Below are 17624 nucleotides of genomic sequence, written 5' to 3' on the forward strand. Positions count from 1 at the left end.
CTGTCAGGCTTTTATTGGCTCTCATATGCCTTCTTAAGCATTATAGGCGTAAGGATGGACGTGAATAGCACGATAAGGGCTAGCACCGAGTATACGGACTCCATTCCAGGGAGTATCGCGCCCAGCGTGGTCACGCCGATGAGGCCGATGACCAGCGTGTATTCGCCCATTGGCGTCATGGCCAGGCCCATTTTATGCATCTCATCCCGGCGGTAGCCGCCCATGAGCCATGCCGCCCCGAAAGTCGAGACGTACTTGCTGGCCATCACCGCCATGATTAATCCTAAGAACAGGAAGACGTCGATGGGTATGCTCACCGCATAAAGGTTGAGAGGCGTGGACTTAAACATCTGGTCTATGTTGATGCGAACTCCGGTGTAGACGAAGAAAAGGGGGATGAAGAAGCCCTCGCTTATCGCCTCTATCTTCGGGGTGATTATCTTATAGGAGAAGGGCGAGCGGGCGAGGATTGTGCCGGCCAGGAAGGCGCCGGTTACCGCCGCCACCTTTATGTTCTCGCCCAGGTATGCCACCATGAACATTATGATGAGAGCCACGGTTATGACCGATATCTCGCTGGAAGACTTCACGGTCCAGCTTATCAGCCTTTCCGAAATGGACCTGCCAAACCATAGCACGAATATTATAAACCCCAGCGCACATAGAAAGAGCACGAATGCCGATTTAACGTCTATCCCGCCGCCAATCATGTATGAGTTAAACAGGGCGAATGCCAGCATTGCAAAGATATCGTCGGTGGTGCCCACCGTCATTATCGTCTTATACACCTTGCTATAGTTATCGCCCAGCTCGTTGAGCACCATGAAGCCTATTGCAGTAGAGGTGGATATAAAAGAGATGCCCACGAGTATGGCCGTGTTTAGCTCGAAGCCTAGCAATACGGTGATCGTCATCGCAGATAAGAAAGTGAGCAGGCCGCCGCATAATGATATAAATGAAGCCTTATACACGCTCTCTCTCATGAGCTTTTCAAAATCCACCGAGAGGCCCATGAGGAACATCATGAAGAGTACGCCGAGGTTCGAGAGCTCGTCCAGCTCCCACGAAAGGCCGACCAGCCTCAGCGCCATAGGGCCAAGGATTATCCCGGCGACTATCTGCCCTATGAGCGGCGAGAAGCCCATTCTCTTGACGATGTCGCCCAGGATTTTGCCTAAAAGCAGCATCAATAGTAGCTCAAATAGTATATTGGCTACGCTCAATCCATCGGCCCCTGTATACCTTTAAAAAGAGCATGTTTCTATTTAAATTTATCAGTGAAGCCTGCTTATCGCTTTTTTCATCTTTAGGGCGTCATCCTCGAGGATGGGCGACTCGCATATTATGGTAGCGTTGATGTTTTTTTCCTTAAGTATTTTTGCGAGCGGCTCGAAGGGGGGTTCACTATCAAGGGGCAGGTGACGCACCTCGCGGCCGTCCTTGTATTCCACATTTGAGAAGTGCATGTGAAAATCGTCCCTTTTTATTGGCTTGAGCATATTAAATATAGCTTCGTAGTCCTCTATGCCCTTTATGGACCCATTGGTTCGCGCGTGGAGGTGGGACCAGTCTATCACTATGTCCGTGCCCGGCACGTCTTTCAGAAGGTCGAGGTAGTCCTCCACGCTGCCAAGCTCGGGAGCGTCGCCCGTCGTCTCAAGGCCTATCAGGGCTTTGATGCCCTCTTTTTTTCTCATGTCGCTGAGCTCGAGCAGGTGCTGTTTTAGCATGCCAGGCTCTTTTTCCCTTGCAGGGTGGCAGACGACGATATTGGCTTCCAGGCTATCCGCTATCCTTAGAGACTTTTCGAGCCATACCTTGCTCTTTTCCTGGGTGGCCTTACTCTTACTTGTCAAATTGATGTAGTAAGGGGCGTGAATGGATAGCGCGAGGCCGCACTCCCTGGCGATGACTGCACTTTTGCTGGCGCTTTTAGGCGTCATGTACACATTCCTGACAAACTGGACCTCCATTGCGTCAAGCCCGGCATCATGGAGATACCGCAGCCCCGCCTCCGTTCCCTCCCCTTTTGTATGGTAGGGGATGCCTGCTATGCCTATCCTTATCATGATAAGCCCATTAATCCATTATAATATTAAAAAGTACCCAGCGCCTTCATCAATTCATCCGCGCCTTTAACTGTTATGGCGCCGGACGCCTTTAGAGTTTCAAGGATTCTGGTGGCCTCGCCATTCGTGTAATCCCTTTTTTCTTTATCATTTTCCATTATGTAGAGGGCTCCAGGCTTTGCCTCGATAACAGCCTGCAGGTTCTTAAGGTTACCCCACCCGATGGGCACATCGGCGATCACGACTGCGTCTGCCTTTTTTATCGTTTCAATGAGCTGTCCATATGATTCGGGCGTGATGGGCGAAAACGGCGCCTCGCTAATGGTCCTTATGTTAAGATGGGCCGCCGTATCGTGGTCAGAGTCGAGCACGTTAAGCACGCCGGCGGTAACGTTGTAGCCTTTTGAGCGCAGCAGGTACATGAGCCTCGTGCCAGTGCCGGCGCCGCATATAATGTGTATGGTCTTGCCATTAGACGGCTCGGCTGCCCCGCAAGAGTTTAATGGCGTAACATATAAGTACCCCGTCAATGGATGCTTCCTTACCGCGACATTAGCGTGAAAAGCCTCACGAATGTGCTCTTGCGTAAGGACCTCGTCAGGCTTCCCTGCGGCCAGAATCCTGCTATCGCTCAACAAAATCAAACGATCGCAATACCTGGCCGCAAGGTTCAGGTCATGAAAGACGACTATGACGACCATGCTGCGCTCGGCTTTCAGGCGCTCCACGAGGTCGAGTATCTCTATCTGGTAGTTTATGTCAAGGTGGGAGACTGGCTCATCCATGAGCAGGACCGAAGGCTCCTGTGCAAGCGCACGGGCTATTATGACTCGCTGCCGCTCACCACCGCTAATCCCGGAGAATGGACGGTCACGAAGGTGCCACGTATTCGTCAGCCTCATGGCCTCCCTCGCAATATCCATGTCTTTCTTGCCCTCCACCTCAAACCTCCCCATATGGGGGTTTCTGCCCATCATGACGATCTCTAAACAGGTAAAGTCAAATTCGATTCCGGTCTCCTGGGGGACAACTGCCATATACCTGGCCAGCTCTTTTACGGAGTAGCGCTCCAGGCCCCTGCCGCACACGACGACCCTGCCCGATGTTGGCTTTAATATCTTGCTCAAAGCCTTCAGAAGCGTGGACTTACCAGAGCCGTTAGGGCCTATTATGCCTATGCATTCGCCCTTCTCCACGCTAAAGGTTATGTCCTTTAATACTCTAGACGTGCCATAGTCTACCGATATTCTTTCTACGTCAAGCATGCCTCAAGCGGCCTCCTTTTTCTTTTTGGAGAGCAGGAAGACGAAGAATGGCGCGCCTACGAGCGCCGTGATTATGCCCACGGGTATCTCGGTGGGCTGGATGATCATGCGGGAGAACGTGTCGGCCACTGTCAGGAACATGGCGCCAGCCAGTATTGAGGATGGTATCAATATCCTGTGGTCGGGTCCAACGATGAGCCGCATGATGTGGGGTATCACGAGGCCAACGAAGCCTATGATGCCGCTAACTGAGACGGCGGCAGCCGTGATGACTGCCGCCAGCGCCAGTATGCCTGCCTTGAGCACGGTTACGTTAGTCCCCAGGTGCGTCGCCGCCTCATCTCCAAGCAATATCAGGTTAAGGTCCCTGGAAAATGCGAATATTATGAAGCTTCCGATTAACGCAAGCGGGAGCATGAGCCATATCCCGTCCCAGTCTGCGCTCCACAGCGCTCCCATGACCCAGTATATGACCTGGCTTAGCGAGTGGCCTCCTATGTACATTAAAAAGGACGTGACCGCCGAGAAGAATGCCGAGACAGCGATGCCCGATAGCAGGACGGTCTCTACGGGTAGTTTTGTTCCTGTGCGGGCTATGTTGAAGACCAGGAAGGCTGCGAGTAGCCCCCCGGCCAGCGCGCCTAGCTGAATGGCCCCAAGCTTTACGGTCAATATACCTAAAGGTATTGACAATGACAGCCCATATATGCCAAATGTAATGATTGTAGCGGCGCCAAACGCCGCGCCGGACGACACTCCTAGAATGTATGGGTCAGCCATCGGGTTCTTAAAGATGGCCTGTGCTGCAACCCCTGCGACTGCCAGCGTCGCGCCAACAAGCAGTCCTAGGATGACACGGGGCAGCCTTACCAGTAATATTATGCCTGCCTCACCGTCAGTCCATGTTTTCGTGATCTGTACCTGATTAAGTAAAGGTATTTTTGACGTCAAGTCTGATATGATTATGAGCGCAACCCTGTCCACGCTGATGTTCGCTGGCCCTACCGCTGTCGCCACTATGGCTACGACTAGTAGGGCAAGCGTAAGCGATGATATTATCAAAGCCCACCTGAGCATTTTTTTATCCATGGCCACACCATACTTAAGTAAACTTTACCATTAACAAATTTACTTTATGATGTTCTCTATAAATATAACCGTTGCCATTCAAATGCTAACGAGAAAATAAAAATACCTTGATTAATGACTGATGTATGCTATGAGGCTTATTGGCTTTAGGGCTTTGATAAAAAAGGATGAAGACGTCTTGCTATCACAGATAAAGGATGCCCATCGCCTCTTTCCAGAGTTTAGCGTAATCCTGGCGGTTTGTGGAGACGAGCCATCATCGACGGTTTTGGATGCTTGTAGTGAGGTTTTCTATTATGGCGAGAAGCCTCGGGGCTTCACCTATCCCTGGCACCTTCTAGTAAAATACGCCCAGGATTACGGAGCCAGCGAGCTTATATTGTGCGATGGGGACGAGCAGTTCATATTCTCAGAGCTAAGGCGAGCATACGATAATGCTGGCGAATGTGATGCCGTGATGCCGATACGCAGGAAAAAGCCCCTATTCTTTTCTGATACGTGTATCGACAGGGTGCTCATGGAAGAATGTGAGAACATGCTGTTTAGGTCCGCCTGTCCAAATGCCCTAATAGACCCTCAGCCTGGCGCCATCATGCTGCTCTCCCATAAAGCCATCTCATGTCTTGACCTTGAGGCCGTGCCCTCATGGATTGGGGATATAGTGGCCACGGCGCAGCTAATAAAGTCTGGCTGCTTGATAAAAGAGTTAGAGATGGACGTAAGGGAGCAGGCCAGGACAAACGTGACGCTCGAGCGTGAGCTCTTGAAGATAATGCAGATGGAGCGTTACTTTGGTGAGAGCTTTTTAGACGTCATCCCCAAAAAAGCCAGATATGCGCATGTGAGAAGATGCTACGAAGAGTACCTGCATGATCGGCCCTGTAGCTAGGAGGATAAAGTCAATATCCTTTGAGGCATTATATGCGTCAAGGTGGCAATATGGAGCAGCGGCTATACTGTGATTCCCCATATCTGGAAGAATGGCAGGCAGAGGTCGAGAGTATCGTTGAAAAAGGCGGTAGGTATCATGTTGTTTTATCCAGGACTGCCTTTTACCCTGGGGGTGGAGGCCAGCCGTCAGATAGGGGGACGATTGATGGCCTGGCTGTTGAGGATGTATACGAGCAGGATGGCCACATTTATCACGTCCTCGGCAAGCCAATTGAAAAAAAGGCTGTTGCATGTCGTCTGGATTTTTCGAGGAGGTTCGACCTCATGCAGCAGCACACGGGACAGCACCTCTTATCAGCCGTGCTCTATCGACTATACGGGTGTAAGACTTCGAGCCTGCACATGGGCGAAGATGAGCTCTCCATAGACGTAGAGCTGCCCGAGATGTCCGGGGAAATGCTCATCGCTGTGGAGGACATGGCTAACGAATATATCTATCGTGACCTCCCAGTCGTGATCCATTGCGTTACTGCGGAGGAGGCAAGCAAGATTGAGCTGCGGAAGGCGCCGCCAAAAGAAGGGAAAGTGCGCATAGTCGAGATAACCTCGATTGACAGGTCGCCATGCTGTGGCACTCACGTAAAAAGAACCGGGGAGATAGGTATCGTCAAGATAGTTAAAACTGAAAAACGGGGAAACGAGACAAGGGTTTATTTTAAGTGTGGTAAGCGTGCCCTTAAGGACTATCAGCTTAAGCAGGATATAGTCACCGGCCTGGTGCGGCTCTACCGCATGTCCGAGAGCGATGTGCTCGCAAAAGCCGAGGCGGCCTTTTCCCAGCTTAAAAACGTGCAAAAAGAGCTGGCGGAAATGAAGGACAGGGCGCTCAGGGCCGAGGCAACCGGGCTGGCAAGCTCATCAAAATCTAGGATAATAGAAAAAGCCTATTCAGACAAAAGTTTCGCGGATATAATCATTCTGGCCAAATATATCATTGAGTCGGGTGATTTCATAGTCATATTGGGGTCAATACCCGATAAAAGGCTTCTTTTTGCGCATAGCGGCAAGTTCGGCATCAATTGCGGCCAGACCCTGAAGGAACATCTACCAGCATTTAAAGGAAAGGGCGGGGGTAAGGATAATTGGGCGAACGGGGGCTTCAACGCGCTCGATGACATGGAAAGGTTCAGCGCGTTCTTGCGGGATGAGCTCTCGAAGAAAGGCATTACTTAAATAAAATATATAAAAAAAGGCTCAAACTTAGTATTATTCCTTTGACCTTATCATTATGAGGAGCATCTTGAACTTTTTCAAAGCTTTAACGGCGTGCGGATGGTTAGCTGGCATTATTATGAAGTCGCCCGCCTTCAGCTTGCTAGGATTATCGTCTATGGTAACCTCGGCTTCCCCCTCCACGACGTATAGCATGGCGTCGAAGGGGGCCGAATGCGTGCTTAGCCCCTCCCCTTCATCAAAAGCAAATATCGTCACCGTCCCCGTTTTCTTATTGATGACCTCACGGCTGACCACCGAGCCTTCCTGGTAGCCTACCAGCTCGCCTAGCCTTAACGCCTTACCCAATAAGCTCTCCTTTCCCGATACTTTTTTCACAGCCATAGTTATCAAAAATTAATATAATGCAGCCTTAGCTAAAAAGATAATCGCTAGCTCATAAAAATGCCTTAATGATTTTAATGGCCGGAAGCCCTGAAGTTGTCACCGTCCTATATATCTTAGAAACCGGGACGCTCTCAATGTCCATTTTTTGTAGCGAACGCAACAATTTGTTCATTTGACTATCAGTGGCCTTTACCACGAATTGCTTAATTTTGTAATTACGCCTGATAGCCTTGCCAATGCCCTGCCTTATCTGGACATCGTACTTTTGTAAAGCCTGAGATGAAACGTCGCCGCTTTTTATCGCCTGCGCCGCAACATTGCCCGCCATTCGCCCGCTAATCATCGCATTCATGATGCCGGCCCCCAGCAAAGGATCTACTAGCCTTGCGCCGTCGCCTGCCAGCATTAGGCCTCCTGTCGAGATACGATGACGCACATCGCATACCGGCACGGCCCCGGCTATCGCCTGCACCACGTCACAGCCAGGAAATCGCTTATCTACGAACTTTTTTAGGTACTGGATGGGGCGCACGCCGTTAAAGCGGCTTCCCAGTATGCCCAGGCCCACGTTAGCCTCTTTATTGCCTTTCGGGAACACCCAGGCGTACCCGCCAGGCGAGACCTCGTTTCCAAAATAGAGCTCCAGGCATCCCGGGTCAACGTCTACGTCGCTTATCATAAATTCGGCGCACGACTCGATATCAACCAGCCTAATCGGTCCAATCAAGCCCGCCCACCTGCCCACTTTTGACTCGACGCCATCCGCCCCTATGACGATCTTGGAGCGGGCATAGAACCCTTTTCCATTGCTTATGCCTTTTATGCCTTTTACTATGCCGTCCTCTATGATGAGCCCTGTTGCCTGCGTTTTTACGTACACCTCCGAGCCCGCCTCGGCCGCCTGCTTTACGAGTGCACGGTCAAACAGCTTTCTCTCGAGCACATATCCGGCAGCCTCATCGCCCTGCTGTGAAAAGCATAATACGCTACCATCAGGCGCATATATTCGCGCCCCCCTGATCTCGGCGCAAACCCATTTTGGGTCATAGCTTATGAAATCCTCCAGTCCATCTTTAAAGAGGCCTTCGGCACACCTGACTGGCTCCCCTATTTCTTGCCTCTTTTCAATGAGAAGTACGTCCAGCCCGTGCCTTGCAGCCTCAGTTGCTGCCGTCGAGCCTGCCGGCCCCGCCCCAACTACTATGACATCATATTCGCTTCTCATCAGTCATCAAGCGTTCATTCATGTATTAATTTAGTTCAAGCATTCCTCAAAACTTTTAGATATGTTCTTCACATCCACAGTTCGCGCCTTGCTAAACATGTCCAGGCTTACATCCATTTTCGTCTCGACAAGCAGCATGTTATTCGTGCTTACGTTTTCAAGCCTGTTATCGTAGAATAGGGCATTGTTTAATGACGTATGATTTAGCTTTGAGCCTTTAAAGGCCGTGTTTGTTATGAACGATTTTTCAGCGTTCATGTGTTGCATGTCGCATTCTTCATACGTTGACCCGGATATGCATATACCTGAGAGGTTTGAGCTCAGCATCGTTGTATTTTTAAATGAACAACTGATCACTTTTGCATTGATAAGCTTGATGAGGTGCATGTCGCAGCCTGATATAGAGGACTTGTAGAGCTTTGCTTCGCTCATGTCTGCCTGGGATAGCATTGCATCGATAAAGCTGCTGTCTATTATATCTGCCTTTCTGAGTATTGCCCTCCTTAAGCTTGCTCCTTTAAAGCTACACCCGACTAGCTGTGAATCATAAAAGTTGACGTTATCGAGTATTGTCTTGTCGAATTTTGTATTTATTATTTGCATCCCGTGGAGATCTGCGCCTGACAGGTCGACGCCAGAGAAATCGAGGTTTCGCATGCCTTCGTTATAATAAGTTTCCCTTAGGTTTAGAAGGTATTTTGTTTTTTTGATCTCTGCGTCTGATAGCATATGGATGCCTGCTTTTGTGCCTGGATTGGTCAATTCATAATATCATTAGCTATGCCATAAGATAAAGATTTGTCCCTTATTTTTAATGGGCAATATATTTTAGGATTGTGCAATAAATTATTGGACATTTATTTATTTTTTAATAACTAGTAATAATATAAAATGTTAACTTTTGATATATTTACGATTTTATTTAATTATTTTTAATATTTTTCTTTCTGTTGATTTAACCTACGTTATTTTATCGGGAAGTCTATTAAAAATATATACAATACATTGTAGATATTATATTGTACCTATCTTTGTAAAATTAAAACTTTATTACACAAAAATGACATAAAATGCCATTTATTTTTAATTGTCCATAATTTTAGTGATAAGGCCGTAGTATCCAGGCGAGCTGTCGATAAATGTATATTTACCGACACATCCGAGGCAAATAAAAAGACCGAAAAGGGCATATAATATAAGTGCCCAATAATAAGTGAGGCAAGATGGGCTATATAGAAGTATTCCTCGATGAAAAAAGGCTATCGCTAAGCCAAAACACGATAAAGCAATACAAGAACATACTCAATGGCTTCCAGCGGTTCTGCAACAAGCCGCCAGAATCCATAACAAGGCAGGAAATAATAAGATACCTCAACCATCTGATGTTCGAGAAAGGGCTATCAAAGGCATACGTGTCAAACGTGATGAGCATAATAAAGTCATTTTACACTTTTTTAAATGAGAATGAGTACGTGAAAGCCAACCCGGCAAAAGGGATAAGCCAGGTCAAGAAAGACAAAAAGGCCCCGATATACTTGACACAGGACGAGATGGCACTGCTAATAAAAACGGCCATAGCCCCAAGGGATGGCCTAATGGTAAAGATGCTATACGCAACCGGGGTAAGAGTGTCAGAGCTGGTGAATATCAGGAAGCAGGACGTAGACCTTGAGCGAGGCACCATCAAGGTATTCGGCAAAGGGGCGAAAGAGCGGGCTGTACTGATACCCGATACGCTTAGGCTACAATTAAGGGAATACTGCGAGGGCCTCAAGGATGATGACAGGCTATTCGACCTGAGCGTAAGAACCGTGGAAAGGAGCATTAAGGCTATAGCAAAGAGGGCCGGGATCGACAAGAAGGTGACGCCACACAAGCTAAGGCACAGCTTCGCCACGCACATGCTCCAGAACGGCGGCAACGTGGTGGCAATACAAAAGCTGCTTGGGCACACGTCGCTTAACACGACCCAGATTTATACCCATTATAGCGTGGACGAGCTAAGAGATATGTACATACACACTCATCCCATGGGTGACGGCTCCAACGAATAAATTCGTTGGCTTCTATGGCTTTGCAACCAACGCATTGCCGCCCCAATGCGGCTATTGTCGGTTCCATGTACGATATATGGATATAAATAGTTATTGGCGTGGCTACTGCGAGGGGCCAATTCACCCCACGGCTGAAGCACGTGGGCCTTCTTGGCCCCACGGCACCATCATCGTAAATAGCCATAAAACCTGTTTTAAAATCCCTAAACGAGCCTTCAGCCGAAATTTCCGATGGCAAGATTAGTGTTGATGCGAGTGGCAACCATCTCTAAAATGGTGGCTTATGCGCTCTAATGGGTCAATGCTTAATAAAATGGAGGGCCGATTTGAATGCAAGCGCTGTGGCGCCTGCTGTAAAGGGAGAGACGTGCCCCTGGCCCTGGACGATATCCTGAGGCTCAGCGAATTCCTGGGCATGGACCCTGATGGCTTTTTCTCCGAGTGCTGCGTCGAGATGGCGATTGACGAAAATACGATGGCACTGCCATTTTTAAAAAGGTATGGCGAGGCATGCCAATTTCTCGATGATAACATATGCAGGGTGCATTTCGTGAAGCCATCGGCGTGCGAGTATATGCCATCCACGATTTTCGGGAGCCTGGAGCATTTGCGGGCGAGGATGCCGTCTTCCTGTGCGATACAGCACACAAAACCCGAGAGCGATGAGCGCTTAAGGAGGATTTACATGGCCTCCATGATGATAACGGCCATCTATTACAGTAAGCATGGCACGTTTAAATTTAGGCTGGCCAGGCCGTTCATATATAGGATCTTATTATTCAAGCGGAGCCACGAGGGCATTAGGAAGCTCTTTGGAAACGAGATTGCACAGAATTAGCCCTTTTTCTTGTGGTGGTATGGCCTTGATGGCGGTATCAGGCATTTCGGGCCATATCCTATGAGGTCTTTCCTTCCTGCCTTTATTAGCGCTTTCTTGACAAGGTCGTAATTTTCAGGGTTTTTATACTGGAGTAGTGCCCTTTGCATCCTTCGCTCTTCCATGCTTCTTGGCACGTAGACTGTTTTCCCCGTATACGGGTTAAATCCTGTATAATAAATACAAGTGGAAAGAGTGGAAGGGGTGGGGGTGAAATCCTGTACCTGCTCTACATAATACCCCATGTCCCGGACGAACTCGGCCAGCTCTATGGCATCCTTAAGCGTGCAGCCTGGATGGCCCGATATGAAGTAGGGGATGATATACTGCTCCTTGCCAAGCTCCTTATTAATCTCCTTATACCTGGCCACGAACTTTTTATAAGTTTCAATCGAAGGCTTACACATGGCATCAGTGACCTCCCTGGAGACATGCTCGGGAGCAACCTTTAGCTGGCCGCTTATATTGTTTTTACATATCTGGTAGAGGTATCCTTCATCTTGCATGGCCAGGTCATATCGTATGCCAGAGCCTATGAAGACGTTCTTAACGCCTGGCACGGCCTGGACGGCTTTTAACAGCTCTATGAGCTTGCCATGGTCCTTTTTAAGGCTAGGGCAGGGCGAAGGGTAGAGGCATAGCTTATCCCTGCACGCGCCGACTTTTGATTGCTTCTCGCACCCCATGGCATACATGTTTGCCGTCGGGCCGCCTATATCCGTAATAGTCCCCTTGAACTCAGGCATTCTCGCCAGTTTTTTAGCCTCATTCACGATAGACTCTATGCTACGGCTCTGCACGATGCGCCCCTGATGATTTGTGATTGCGCAGAACGAGCAGCCCCCAAAGCAGCCACGATGGCTGGTTATGGAAAACATGACAGTCTTTAGCGCCGGTATCTCCTCCTTATAGGATGGATGGGGCCGCCTGGTATAGGGTAGCTCATATATATGGTCTAGCTCGGCCGTAGACATGGGCATGGGTGGCGGGTACTGGACAATTATCGTCTTGGGATGGCGCTGTACCACCGTCCTTCCATGAAAGGGATCCTGCTCATCCGAATAAGCCTTGAACGCCCTGGCATATGCCATCTTATCAGTAGATACCGCTTTAAAGTCTGGTATTTCCACGTATCCTTCCATATCCAGGCTCTTCGTCTTTATAACAGTCCCCCGGACCCCCCTTATGTCATGGATATTTTCGCCTTTTTTAAGCCTTCCTACAACCTCGAGCAGTGGCTTTTCGGCCATGCCATAAGTAATTAAGTCAGCTGGCGCGTCCGCGAGAATCGACTGCCTTACCTTATCGTCCCAGTAGTCATAGTGGGCAAACCTTCTGAGGCTGGCCTCGATGCCACCTATGATGATGGGCGTATCCTTATACGCCTCCCTTATCATATTACAATATACAATAACGGCACGGTCAGGCCGTCGGCCCCCGCGCCCTCCAGGGCTATAGTCGTCCTCAGAGCGTATCCTCTTATTGGCCGTATAGTTATTGACCATCGAGTCCACGTTTCCCGACGACACGCAAAAACATAATCCTGGCTCGCCGAGAGCGCTAAAATCTTCCTTATTAATCGGCTGCGCAATCATTCCTACTTTATAGCCAGCATCCTCGAGCACGCGCCCTATCAACGCGCTTCCGAAGGAGGGGTGATCAACATACGCATCCCCGCAAACTATGATGATATCGCATTGCTCCCACCCCCGGCTTTTCATCTCTTCGCGGGACATGGGCAAAAATCGGCCATGCATACTTTTTTCATCATAATTGACGCCCTCAAACTACAAAAACATTAGCGGATACAATACCCTTAAATCATATAAGCGCTAAAATGCTGTAAAAACATAAAGGTTATCTACTTAAAGGGAATTGGATTTAAAACATGCTCCTGGACATCTTTGGCATCTCTGTAGAAACCACGACGCTTTACATATTAGGCATAATTTTAGGGGCGTTCATAGCCTGGTATATTCTGGGCACAGTCATCAATAACCTGTTCGCATCATACCCGGAGGATAGCAGGGAATCCATACACACGATATTCTCGATATCTATAGCCTATATAAGCATCACGCTCATCGTCTTCGTGCTGTCGATGGACCTCATAGTGCTGGTGGCCATGTTCGCCTTGCTGCTCGGCGTAATTCTATACATGGTCAAGGATTTCCTGAAGGATTTTTTCACCAGGATAAGCCTGCTCTCGGTGAAGGCATTCGGCATAGGCGACTACATAGAAGTGGCGCACCATAAGGGCAGGGTCTTAAAGGTCGGCAACCTGTATACGATGCTAAGAAGGGACGATAACTCAGTCGTATGCGTGCCAAACCAGATGGTAGCGAGGTCTATAGTCATAAACTACACGAGGGCTGACTACATAAAGCTACAGGAGGCCATCGTTTTAAAGGTGTCAGAGGCGGACATATCTAAAGTGTACAATCGGATACTAGAAGAGCTGGACATATTCGGGTACAAGCGGGCGAAGATCATGCATTCCACCACGCCCGATGGAGTGCGGTTCGCCGTGACAATCAACCTCGAGGATGCCGCGTCGATATCGAACGATACCTCAAACCTGCATAAGGCGCTAAACATCGTTAAAGGCGAGTTTATTACGGATTGAGAGCATGAAGCTGAACAGAAACCTGAACTTTTTTAGCGTTTTCGCGATGGGGTTCGCAGACGTGGGAGCGGATATTTTCATAGCGCTTGGCGTCATAGCGGCCTATGCGGCGGGCCTCACGCCGGTTGCCTTCGTCGTGGGTGCCATACTCTACGTTTGCACGGCCCTGGCATACGCGGAACTGGGCTCGGCTTTCCCCGTGGCAGGGGGTGCTTCGACTTTCGCGAGGAAGGCATTCGGCCGGTTCTGGAGCTTCGTCGCGGGATGGGGGCTGATACTGGCATACGTGCTTGATATAGCGCTGTTCTCAATCGTCGGCTCGTTTTACCTGAACCAGGTATTACACCTTGACATCCAGTACGTGTACCTTGTCGGGGCTATGGTAATACTGGGCCTGATGGTCCTTAACATGCTGGGGATAGCGGAGAGCGCCCTATTGAACAACGTTCTAATGGTATTCTCGTCATTCTTAATACTGGTAATAAGCATCCTCGCATATCTGCTCATATTCAGCCCGGACAGGCTTATCGCCCAGATGCAGGCATTTGCGCAGGAGAGCAGCTGGACGAATTTTGCATATGCAGTGGGATTGAGCTCGATAGCTTTTATCGGCATAGAGTCGATTACTCAGGCCGCAGAGGAAACCAAGCGGCCAGGCCACACCATCCCCGCGGCAATAAAGGTCGTCATCTTGCTGGTGGTCATCTTTTGCCTGCTCATATCAGTCCTATCCGTAGGCTCGGTGGGATGGAAGGTGCTCGCAGATAACAAGGAGAATGCCCTGGTCGCCTTCGCTTCCGAGATACCGACGTATGGCAACGCCCTCGTACTTGTGACCGGCATAACAGGTTTCCTTGTATGCGTGGTGTCGGCAAATTCTGGCATTATAGGGGCTTCCCGTGTCATGTATTCGCTATCCAGGAATAACCTTCTGCCTCGCGTGCTAAGCTGGACACATCCTAGGTTCAAGACGCCATGGTTTACCATCTTCATCTTTTCTGCCATCGCAATGCCATTGTTGCTCATAAAGGTCGATGTGCTGGCTGGCATCTACGCTTTCGGGGCGCTAATCGCCTACATCTTAATTAACCTTTCATTCATCGCCTTGAAAAACGCCAAATATGACTCGATGTATCGGGTCCCATTCGTAATGCACGTCCATTTCCGCAACAACGAGTACAAGCTGCCGCTTACTGGCCTCATCGGGTTCGTGGCATGCGTTTTCTCGCTTTTCGCGGTGGTGCTCCCCCAGGCAATGACGTTCGTCGTGGGCGTATCATGGCTGGCGGCGGGCATCGCCATCTACTATTTGAACGCCAGATACTCGAAGCCTTTAGTGCAGGAAAAAGAATCGCTCAGCGTGACAAGCATTGATAAGCAGGAGCCGACAATCCTCATCGCCTTCAAGCTTAAGCCTCATGAGCGGCACATCATAGATATCGCGGCCGAGCTCGCGAAAGAGTATAAGTGTGGGGTCACCATTTTACACGTCATCGAGACTCCGATGATCATGCCCATATGGGAAGACCTCACGGAGGAGATGACGATTGAAAAGAAGCGGGAAATGGAAACCCTGGAGGAGTGGCTGAAGGGTACGGGCATAGACGTTAAGATCGAGTTTAAGGCGGCTCGCGACGCTGTCTCCGGGATTATCGATTATATTGATACCCACAACGTCCAGGTGGTAATCCTTGGCGAGCTAGAGGGCAAAACGTCGCCTACCGTCGAGCAGATAAGGGCAAGCGTGAACGTCCCCATATTGACCGTGAGGAATACACTGGTATCCCAGACGCCTGCCACAAGCTAAGGGGATACGGGCTTGTTTTTTGCCACATTTTTCGATAAGTTGATAAGCAAGGTATAAGAACAGAGATGATTTTTATTATATTGGTGATTATATTATAGTATCGAGGCACGGCGTTGAGGTTGCAAGGCAAATAACCGGCGGGCTGCTTGTCATATACGTGGCCATCATCGTCATCTCCACGATGCTTGCAAAGGGCGTGCTGGATAAGCAAACCGCCTTTTCGATTCAGGCCACGCTAGATTTGCCCACCGCTATCGCTCTCATCGCCTTTTCCATCTTATCTATTAAGCTTGAGCTGGATAAGCCCAGGCATCGCCACCTTTATAAAAAATATGGGGGCATCGACCTGCTTTTGCTCGCATGCGGCGTACTGCTGACAATAGGCCTTATCTATATAAAATATTTTATGTGATATTTTGCAACGCCTCAGGACTCATAGGGCTCATCATGTATCAGAAGCCTTTTTTCATCATCGGCGAAGCTGCTCTATGAATTCTAGTGCCGCTTCATATGGGTCGTCGGCTCCATATATGCCTCTACCCACGATTATGAAGTCCGCCCCTGCATCTATGGCCCTTCGCGCCTCGCCACCCTGCGCGCCAACTCCCGGGGCCAGTATTTTCATTTTGCCCGCCTTGCGCCGTATATCTGCCAGCCTTTCTGGCCTCGTGGCCGGGGCTATTATGCCCGATGCCCCTGCCCTGCGGGCTAGCTCGACTAGCTCGAATGCGTGTGGCTGTAAAAACTCGACTGCGCCCGGATGGCTCATCTCCGTAACGACGTAAGCCTCACAGCCATACTTGCTTGCCTCATCTATGCAAGCCTTAACGCTATCGCTTCCGGCAAAGCCATGGCATATTATGGCGTCCGCCCCTGCCTTAAAGGCCTGAGCGCAAATGAGGCTATTCGTATTTGGTATGTCCGCCACCTTAAAATCGGCGACTACATTCCCATGCTTTTTCAGGTCCTTGATGATGTCCAGGCCCGCTGACAGTATAAGCGGGTAGTTGACCTTGATGGCATCAGCGATGCCTCCTAGCTTTTCGGCTATCGATAGCGCCTCATATCCGTCCATTAAATCCAGCGCTACTATGAGCCTTGATCGGGGTACGAGCGGCATTCAACACTTTACATGTATGTTTGCATATTTATGCTTACCCATGCTATTTGGCAGCAGGCTCATTCATATAGGCTATTACGGCCCTTCCCTTTATGTTGCCCAGGCTTTTAGCCAGGGCGACCGCGTCATAGAGGCCACCAAGCTCATCCACTAGCCCCATCTTTTTAGCCGTTGCGCCTGTAAACACCCTTCCGTCTGCTATCTTCCTCACGTCTTCCACCGATAGGTTTCGCCCCTTTGCCACGTTCTCGACAAACCTGTTATAGCTTTCTTCAATTATGGCATTCACGTATTCCTTCTCGCCAGGCGTGAGGCCCCTCCAGTCTGACCCCAGGTCCTTATAGTTGCCAGTCTTAGCGACATAGAAGGATACGCCTCCTTCGTCATAGTACTTCGACTTATTCTTAAAGACCCATATTACGCCTATGCTGCCCGTGAAAGTGTCAGGATTTGCGACTATTCGGTCAGCCTGGGATGAGATATAGTAGGCGGCCGAGGTTGCTATATCCCCCATTGAGACCACTATGGGCTTCACCGCTCGAGTCTTCTTCATCTGTGATATTATCTCTTCTGCTGCGACTGGCGTGCCTCCTGGAGAGTTTACTCGAAGAACGATGGCTTTAACGTCAGGGTCGTCTGTTGCCGCCCTCATAGCTTTCACGACGTCGCTAGAAAATGCGGAGCCAGCGGCCGCGTCTGTGGACTTGTCGGATACCATCTGCCCTTCTACGTATATGACCGCTATTTTGTCCTGTTTGCCCATTCCTAGTATCCTTGCCGCGTCTTCAGGCAAAGCCGGCCTGTGCATCATTCCAGCATAAGCCACCCACGCCACGGCCACCACGAGCGTCAAAATAAACAGAAAGGCGGCCACCATCCATGGCCTGCTCTTTTTATTGAATAATAGCAACGCGTCTTTATCCAACTCATCACCCAATAAAATTAATAGCTAATATAAATAATAAATGTTTTTATATTATT

Annotated in this window: 17 protein-coding genes; 7 read left to right on the forward strand and 10 right to left on the reverse strand. The window is 49.4% G+C overall.

All coding sequences use genetic code 11. The features are described 5' to 3' along the window. Positions 1-11: 11 nt before the first annotated feature. The 4 genes from MTC_RS08525 to MTC_RS08540 are packed head-to-tail and all read right to left on the reverse strand — an operon-like array spanning position 12 to position 4423. Complete coding sequence (locus MTC_RS08525; RefSeq protein ID WP_014406292.1) at positions 12-1223, reverse strand: cation:proton antiporter; 1212 nt, start codon at positions 1221-1223, stop codon at positions 12-14. A 51-nt stretch (positions 1224-1274) separates the two neighbouring features. After that, positions 1275-2069, reverse strand: coding sequence for a TIM barrel protein (locus MTC_RS08530; protein ID WP_014406293.1), 795 nt, complete (start codon positions 2067-2069; stop codon positions 1275-1277). A 26-nt stretch (positions 2070-2095) separates the two neighbouring features. Beyond that, positions 2096-3334, reverse strand: a complete 1239-nt coding sequence (locus tag MTC_RS08535) for a heme ABC transporter ATP-binding protein (RefSeq protein WP_014406294.1) — start codon at positions 3332-3334, stop codon at positions 2096-2098. 3 nt (positions 3335-3337) lie between these two features. Further along, on the reverse strand, positions 3338-4423 hold the full coding sequence (locus MTC_RS08540) for a FecCD family ABC transporter permease (protein WP_048189242.1): 1086 nt from the start codon (positions 4421-4423) through the stop codon (positions 3338-3340). A 130-nt stretch (positions 4424-4553) separates the two neighbouring features. Here MTC_RS08540 and MTC_RS08545 point away from each other — a divergent pair, with 130 nt between their 5' ends. Both MTC_RS08545 and MTC_RS08550 read left to right on the forward strand, forming a co-directional pair. After that, on the forward strand, positions 4554-5312 hold the full coding sequence (locus MTC_RS08545; RefSeq protein WP_014406296.1) for a hypothetical protein: 759 nt from the start codon (positions 4554-4556) through the stop codon (positions 5310-5312). A gap of 50 nt (positions 5313-5362) precedes the next feature. Next, the gene (locus tag MTC_RS08550; RefSeq protein WP_014406297.1) at positions 5363-6547 is read left to right on the forward strand and encodes an alanyl-tRNA editing protein; all 1185 of its coding nucleotides are present in this window, start codon (positions 5363-5365) and stop codon (positions 6545-6547) included. Between the two features lie 33 nt (positions 6548-6580). Here the strand turns inward: MTC_RS08550 and MTC_RS08555 are convergent, their stop codons facing one another. Genes MTC_RS08555 through MTC_RS08565 form a run of 3 tightly spaced genes read right to left on the reverse strand, consistent with a single transcriptional unit; the run spans position 6581 to position 8921 of the window. Then, on the reverse strand, positions 6581-6931 hold the full coding sequence (locus MTC_RS08555; protein WP_014406298.1) for a cupin domain-containing protein: 351 nt from the start codon (positions 6929-6931) through the stop codon (positions 6581-6583). 52 nt (positions 6932-6983) lie between these two features. After that, complete coding sequence (locus tag MTC_RS08560) at positions 6984-8159, reverse strand: NAD(P)/FAD-dependent oxidoreductase (RefSeq protein ID WP_014406299.1); 1176 nt, start codon at positions 8157-8159, stop codon at positions 6984-6986. A 30-nt stretch (positions 8160-8189) separates the two neighbouring features. Further along, entirely contained in the window at positions 8190-8921 is a 732-nt protein-coding gene (locus MTC_RS08565; RefSeq protein WP_237705883.1) for a pentapeptide repeat-containing protein, read from the reverse strand. Positions 8922-9382: 461 nt separating this feature from the next. Between MTC_RS08565 and xerA the strand changes: the two genes are divergently transcribed. Both xerA and MTC_RS08575 read left to right on the forward strand, forming a co-directional pair. Further along, a complete protein-coding gene (gene xerA, locus MTC_RS08570; protein WP_014406301.1) occupies positions 9383-10213 on the forward strand; it encodes a site-specific tyrosine recombinase/integron integrase in 831 nt (276 codons plus the stop codon). Between the two features lie 313 nt (positions 10214-10526). Continuing rightward, positions 10527-11051 carry a YkgJ family cysteine cluster protein gene (locus tag MTC_RS08575; RefSeq protein WP_237705884.1) on the forward strand — a complete coding sequence of 175 codons (525 nt, stop codon included), beginning with the start codon at positions 10527-10529 and terminating at the stop codon, positions 11049-11051. On the opposite strand, the gene MTC_RS08580 is transcribed toward MTC_RS08575, so the two are convergent. Further along, complete coding sequence (locus MTC_RS08580) at positions 11048-12847, reverse strand: YgiQ family radical SAM protein (protein WP_081476818.1); 1800 nt, start codon at positions 12845-12847, stop codon at positions 11048-11050. The two genes, MTC_RS08575 and MTC_RS08580, sit on opposite strands and share 4 nt — an antisense overlap. Positions 12848-12978: 131 nt before the next feature. On the opposite strand from MTC_RS08580, the gene MTC_RS08585 reads away from it, so the two are divergent. The 3 genes from MTC_RS08585 to MTC_RS08595 all read left to right on the forward strand — a co-directional run bounded on the left by MTC_RS08585 (position 12979) and on the right by MTC_RS08595 (position 15935). Further along, positions 12979-13716 (forward strand): mechanosensitive ion channel domain-containing protein, encoded by a 738-nt coding sequence (locus MTC_RS08585; RefSeq protein WP_014406304.1) that lies wholly within the window; start codon positions 12979-12981, stop codon positions 13714-13716. A 4-nt stretch (positions 13717-13720) separates the two neighbouring features. Continuing rightward, positions 13721-15523, forward strand: a complete 1803-nt coding sequence (locus MTC_RS08590; protein ID WP_014406305.1) for a universal stress protein — start codon at positions 13721-13723, stop codon at positions 15521-15523. A 157-nt stretch (positions 15524-15680) separates the two neighbouring features. After that, positions 15681-15935, forward strand: a complete 255-nt coding sequence (locus MTC_RS08595; protein ID WP_014406306.1) for a hypothetical protein — start codon at positions 15681-15683, stop codon at positions 15933-15935. Positions 15936-15992: 57 nt separating this feature from the next. On the opposite strand, the gene pyrF is transcribed toward MTC_RS08595, so the two are convergent. Next, a complete protein-coding gene (gene pyrF, locus MTC_RS08600) occupies positions 15993-16643 on the reverse strand; it encodes an orotidine-5'-phosphate decarboxylase (RefSeq protein ID WP_014406307.1) in 651 nt (216 codons plus the stop codon). A 43-nt stretch (positions 16644-16686) separates the two neighbouring features. Further along, the gene (gene sppA / locus MTC_RS08605) at positions 16687-17568 is read right to left on the reverse strand and encodes a signal peptide peptidase SppA (protein ID WP_143767116.1); all 882 of its coding nucleotides are present in this window, start codon (positions 17566-17568) and stop codon (positions 16687-16689) included. Between the last annotated feature and the right edge of the window lie 56 nt (positions 17569-17624).

Origin of the sequence: Methanocella conradii HZ254 (genome assembly GCF_000251105.1) — an archaeon.
In the GTDB taxonomy this organism is placed as follows: domain Archaea; phylum Halobacteriota; class Methanocellia; order Methanocellales; family Methanocellaceae; genus Methanocella; species Methanocella conradii.

Coding starts and splice junctions, on each gene's coding strand:
- MTC_RS08530 (WP_014406293.1), bottom strand. CDS start 2,069: ATGATAAGGATAGGCATAGCAGGCATCCCCTACCATACAAAAGGGGAG.
- MTC_RS08535 (WP_014406294.1), bottom strand. CDS start 3,334: ATGCTTGACGTAGAAAGAATATCGGTAGACTATGGCACGTCTAGAGTA.
- MTC_RS08540 (WP_048189242.1), bottom strand. CDS start 4,423: ATGGATAAAAAAATGCTCAGGTGGGCTTTGATAATATCATCGCTTACG.
- MTC_RS08545 (WP_014406296.1), top strand. CDS start 4,554: ATGAGGCTTATTGGCTTTAGGGCTTTGATAAAAAAGGATGAAGACGTC.
- MTC_RS08550 (WP_014406297.1), top strand. CDS start 5,363: ATGGAGCAGCGGCTATACTGTGATTCCCCATATCTGGAAGAATGGCAG.
- MTC_RS08555 (WP_014406298.1), bottom strand. CDS start 6,931: ATGGCTGTGAAAAAAGTATCGGGAAAGGAGAGCTTATTGGGTAAGGCG.
- MTC_RS08560 (WP_014406299.1), bottom strand. CDS start 8,159: ATGAGAAGCGAATATGATGTCATAGTAGTTGGGGCGGGGCCGGCAGGC.
- xerA (WP_014406301.1), top strand. CDS start 9,383: ATGGGCTATATAGAAGTATTCCTCGATGAAAAAAGGCTATCGCTAAGC.
- MTC_RS08575 (WP_237705884.1), top strand. CDS start 10,527: ATGGAGGGCCGATTTGAATGCAAGCGCTGTGGCGCCTGCTGTAAAGGG.
- MTC_RS08580 (WP_081476818.1), bottom strand. CDS start 12,847: ATGCATGGCCGATTTTTGCCCATGTCCCGCGAAGAGATGAAAAGCCGG.
- MTC_RS08585 (WP_014406304.1), top strand. CDS start 12,979: ATGCTCCTGGACATCTTTGGCATCTCTGTAGAAACCACGACGCTTTAC.
- MTC_RS08590 (WP_014406305.1), top strand. CDS start 13,721: ATGAAGCTGAACAGAAACCTGAACTTTTTTAGCGTTTTCGCGATGGGG.
- pyrF (WP_014406307.1), bottom strand. CDS start 16,643: ATGCCGCTCGTACCCCGATCAAGGCTCATAGTAGCGCTGGATTTAATG.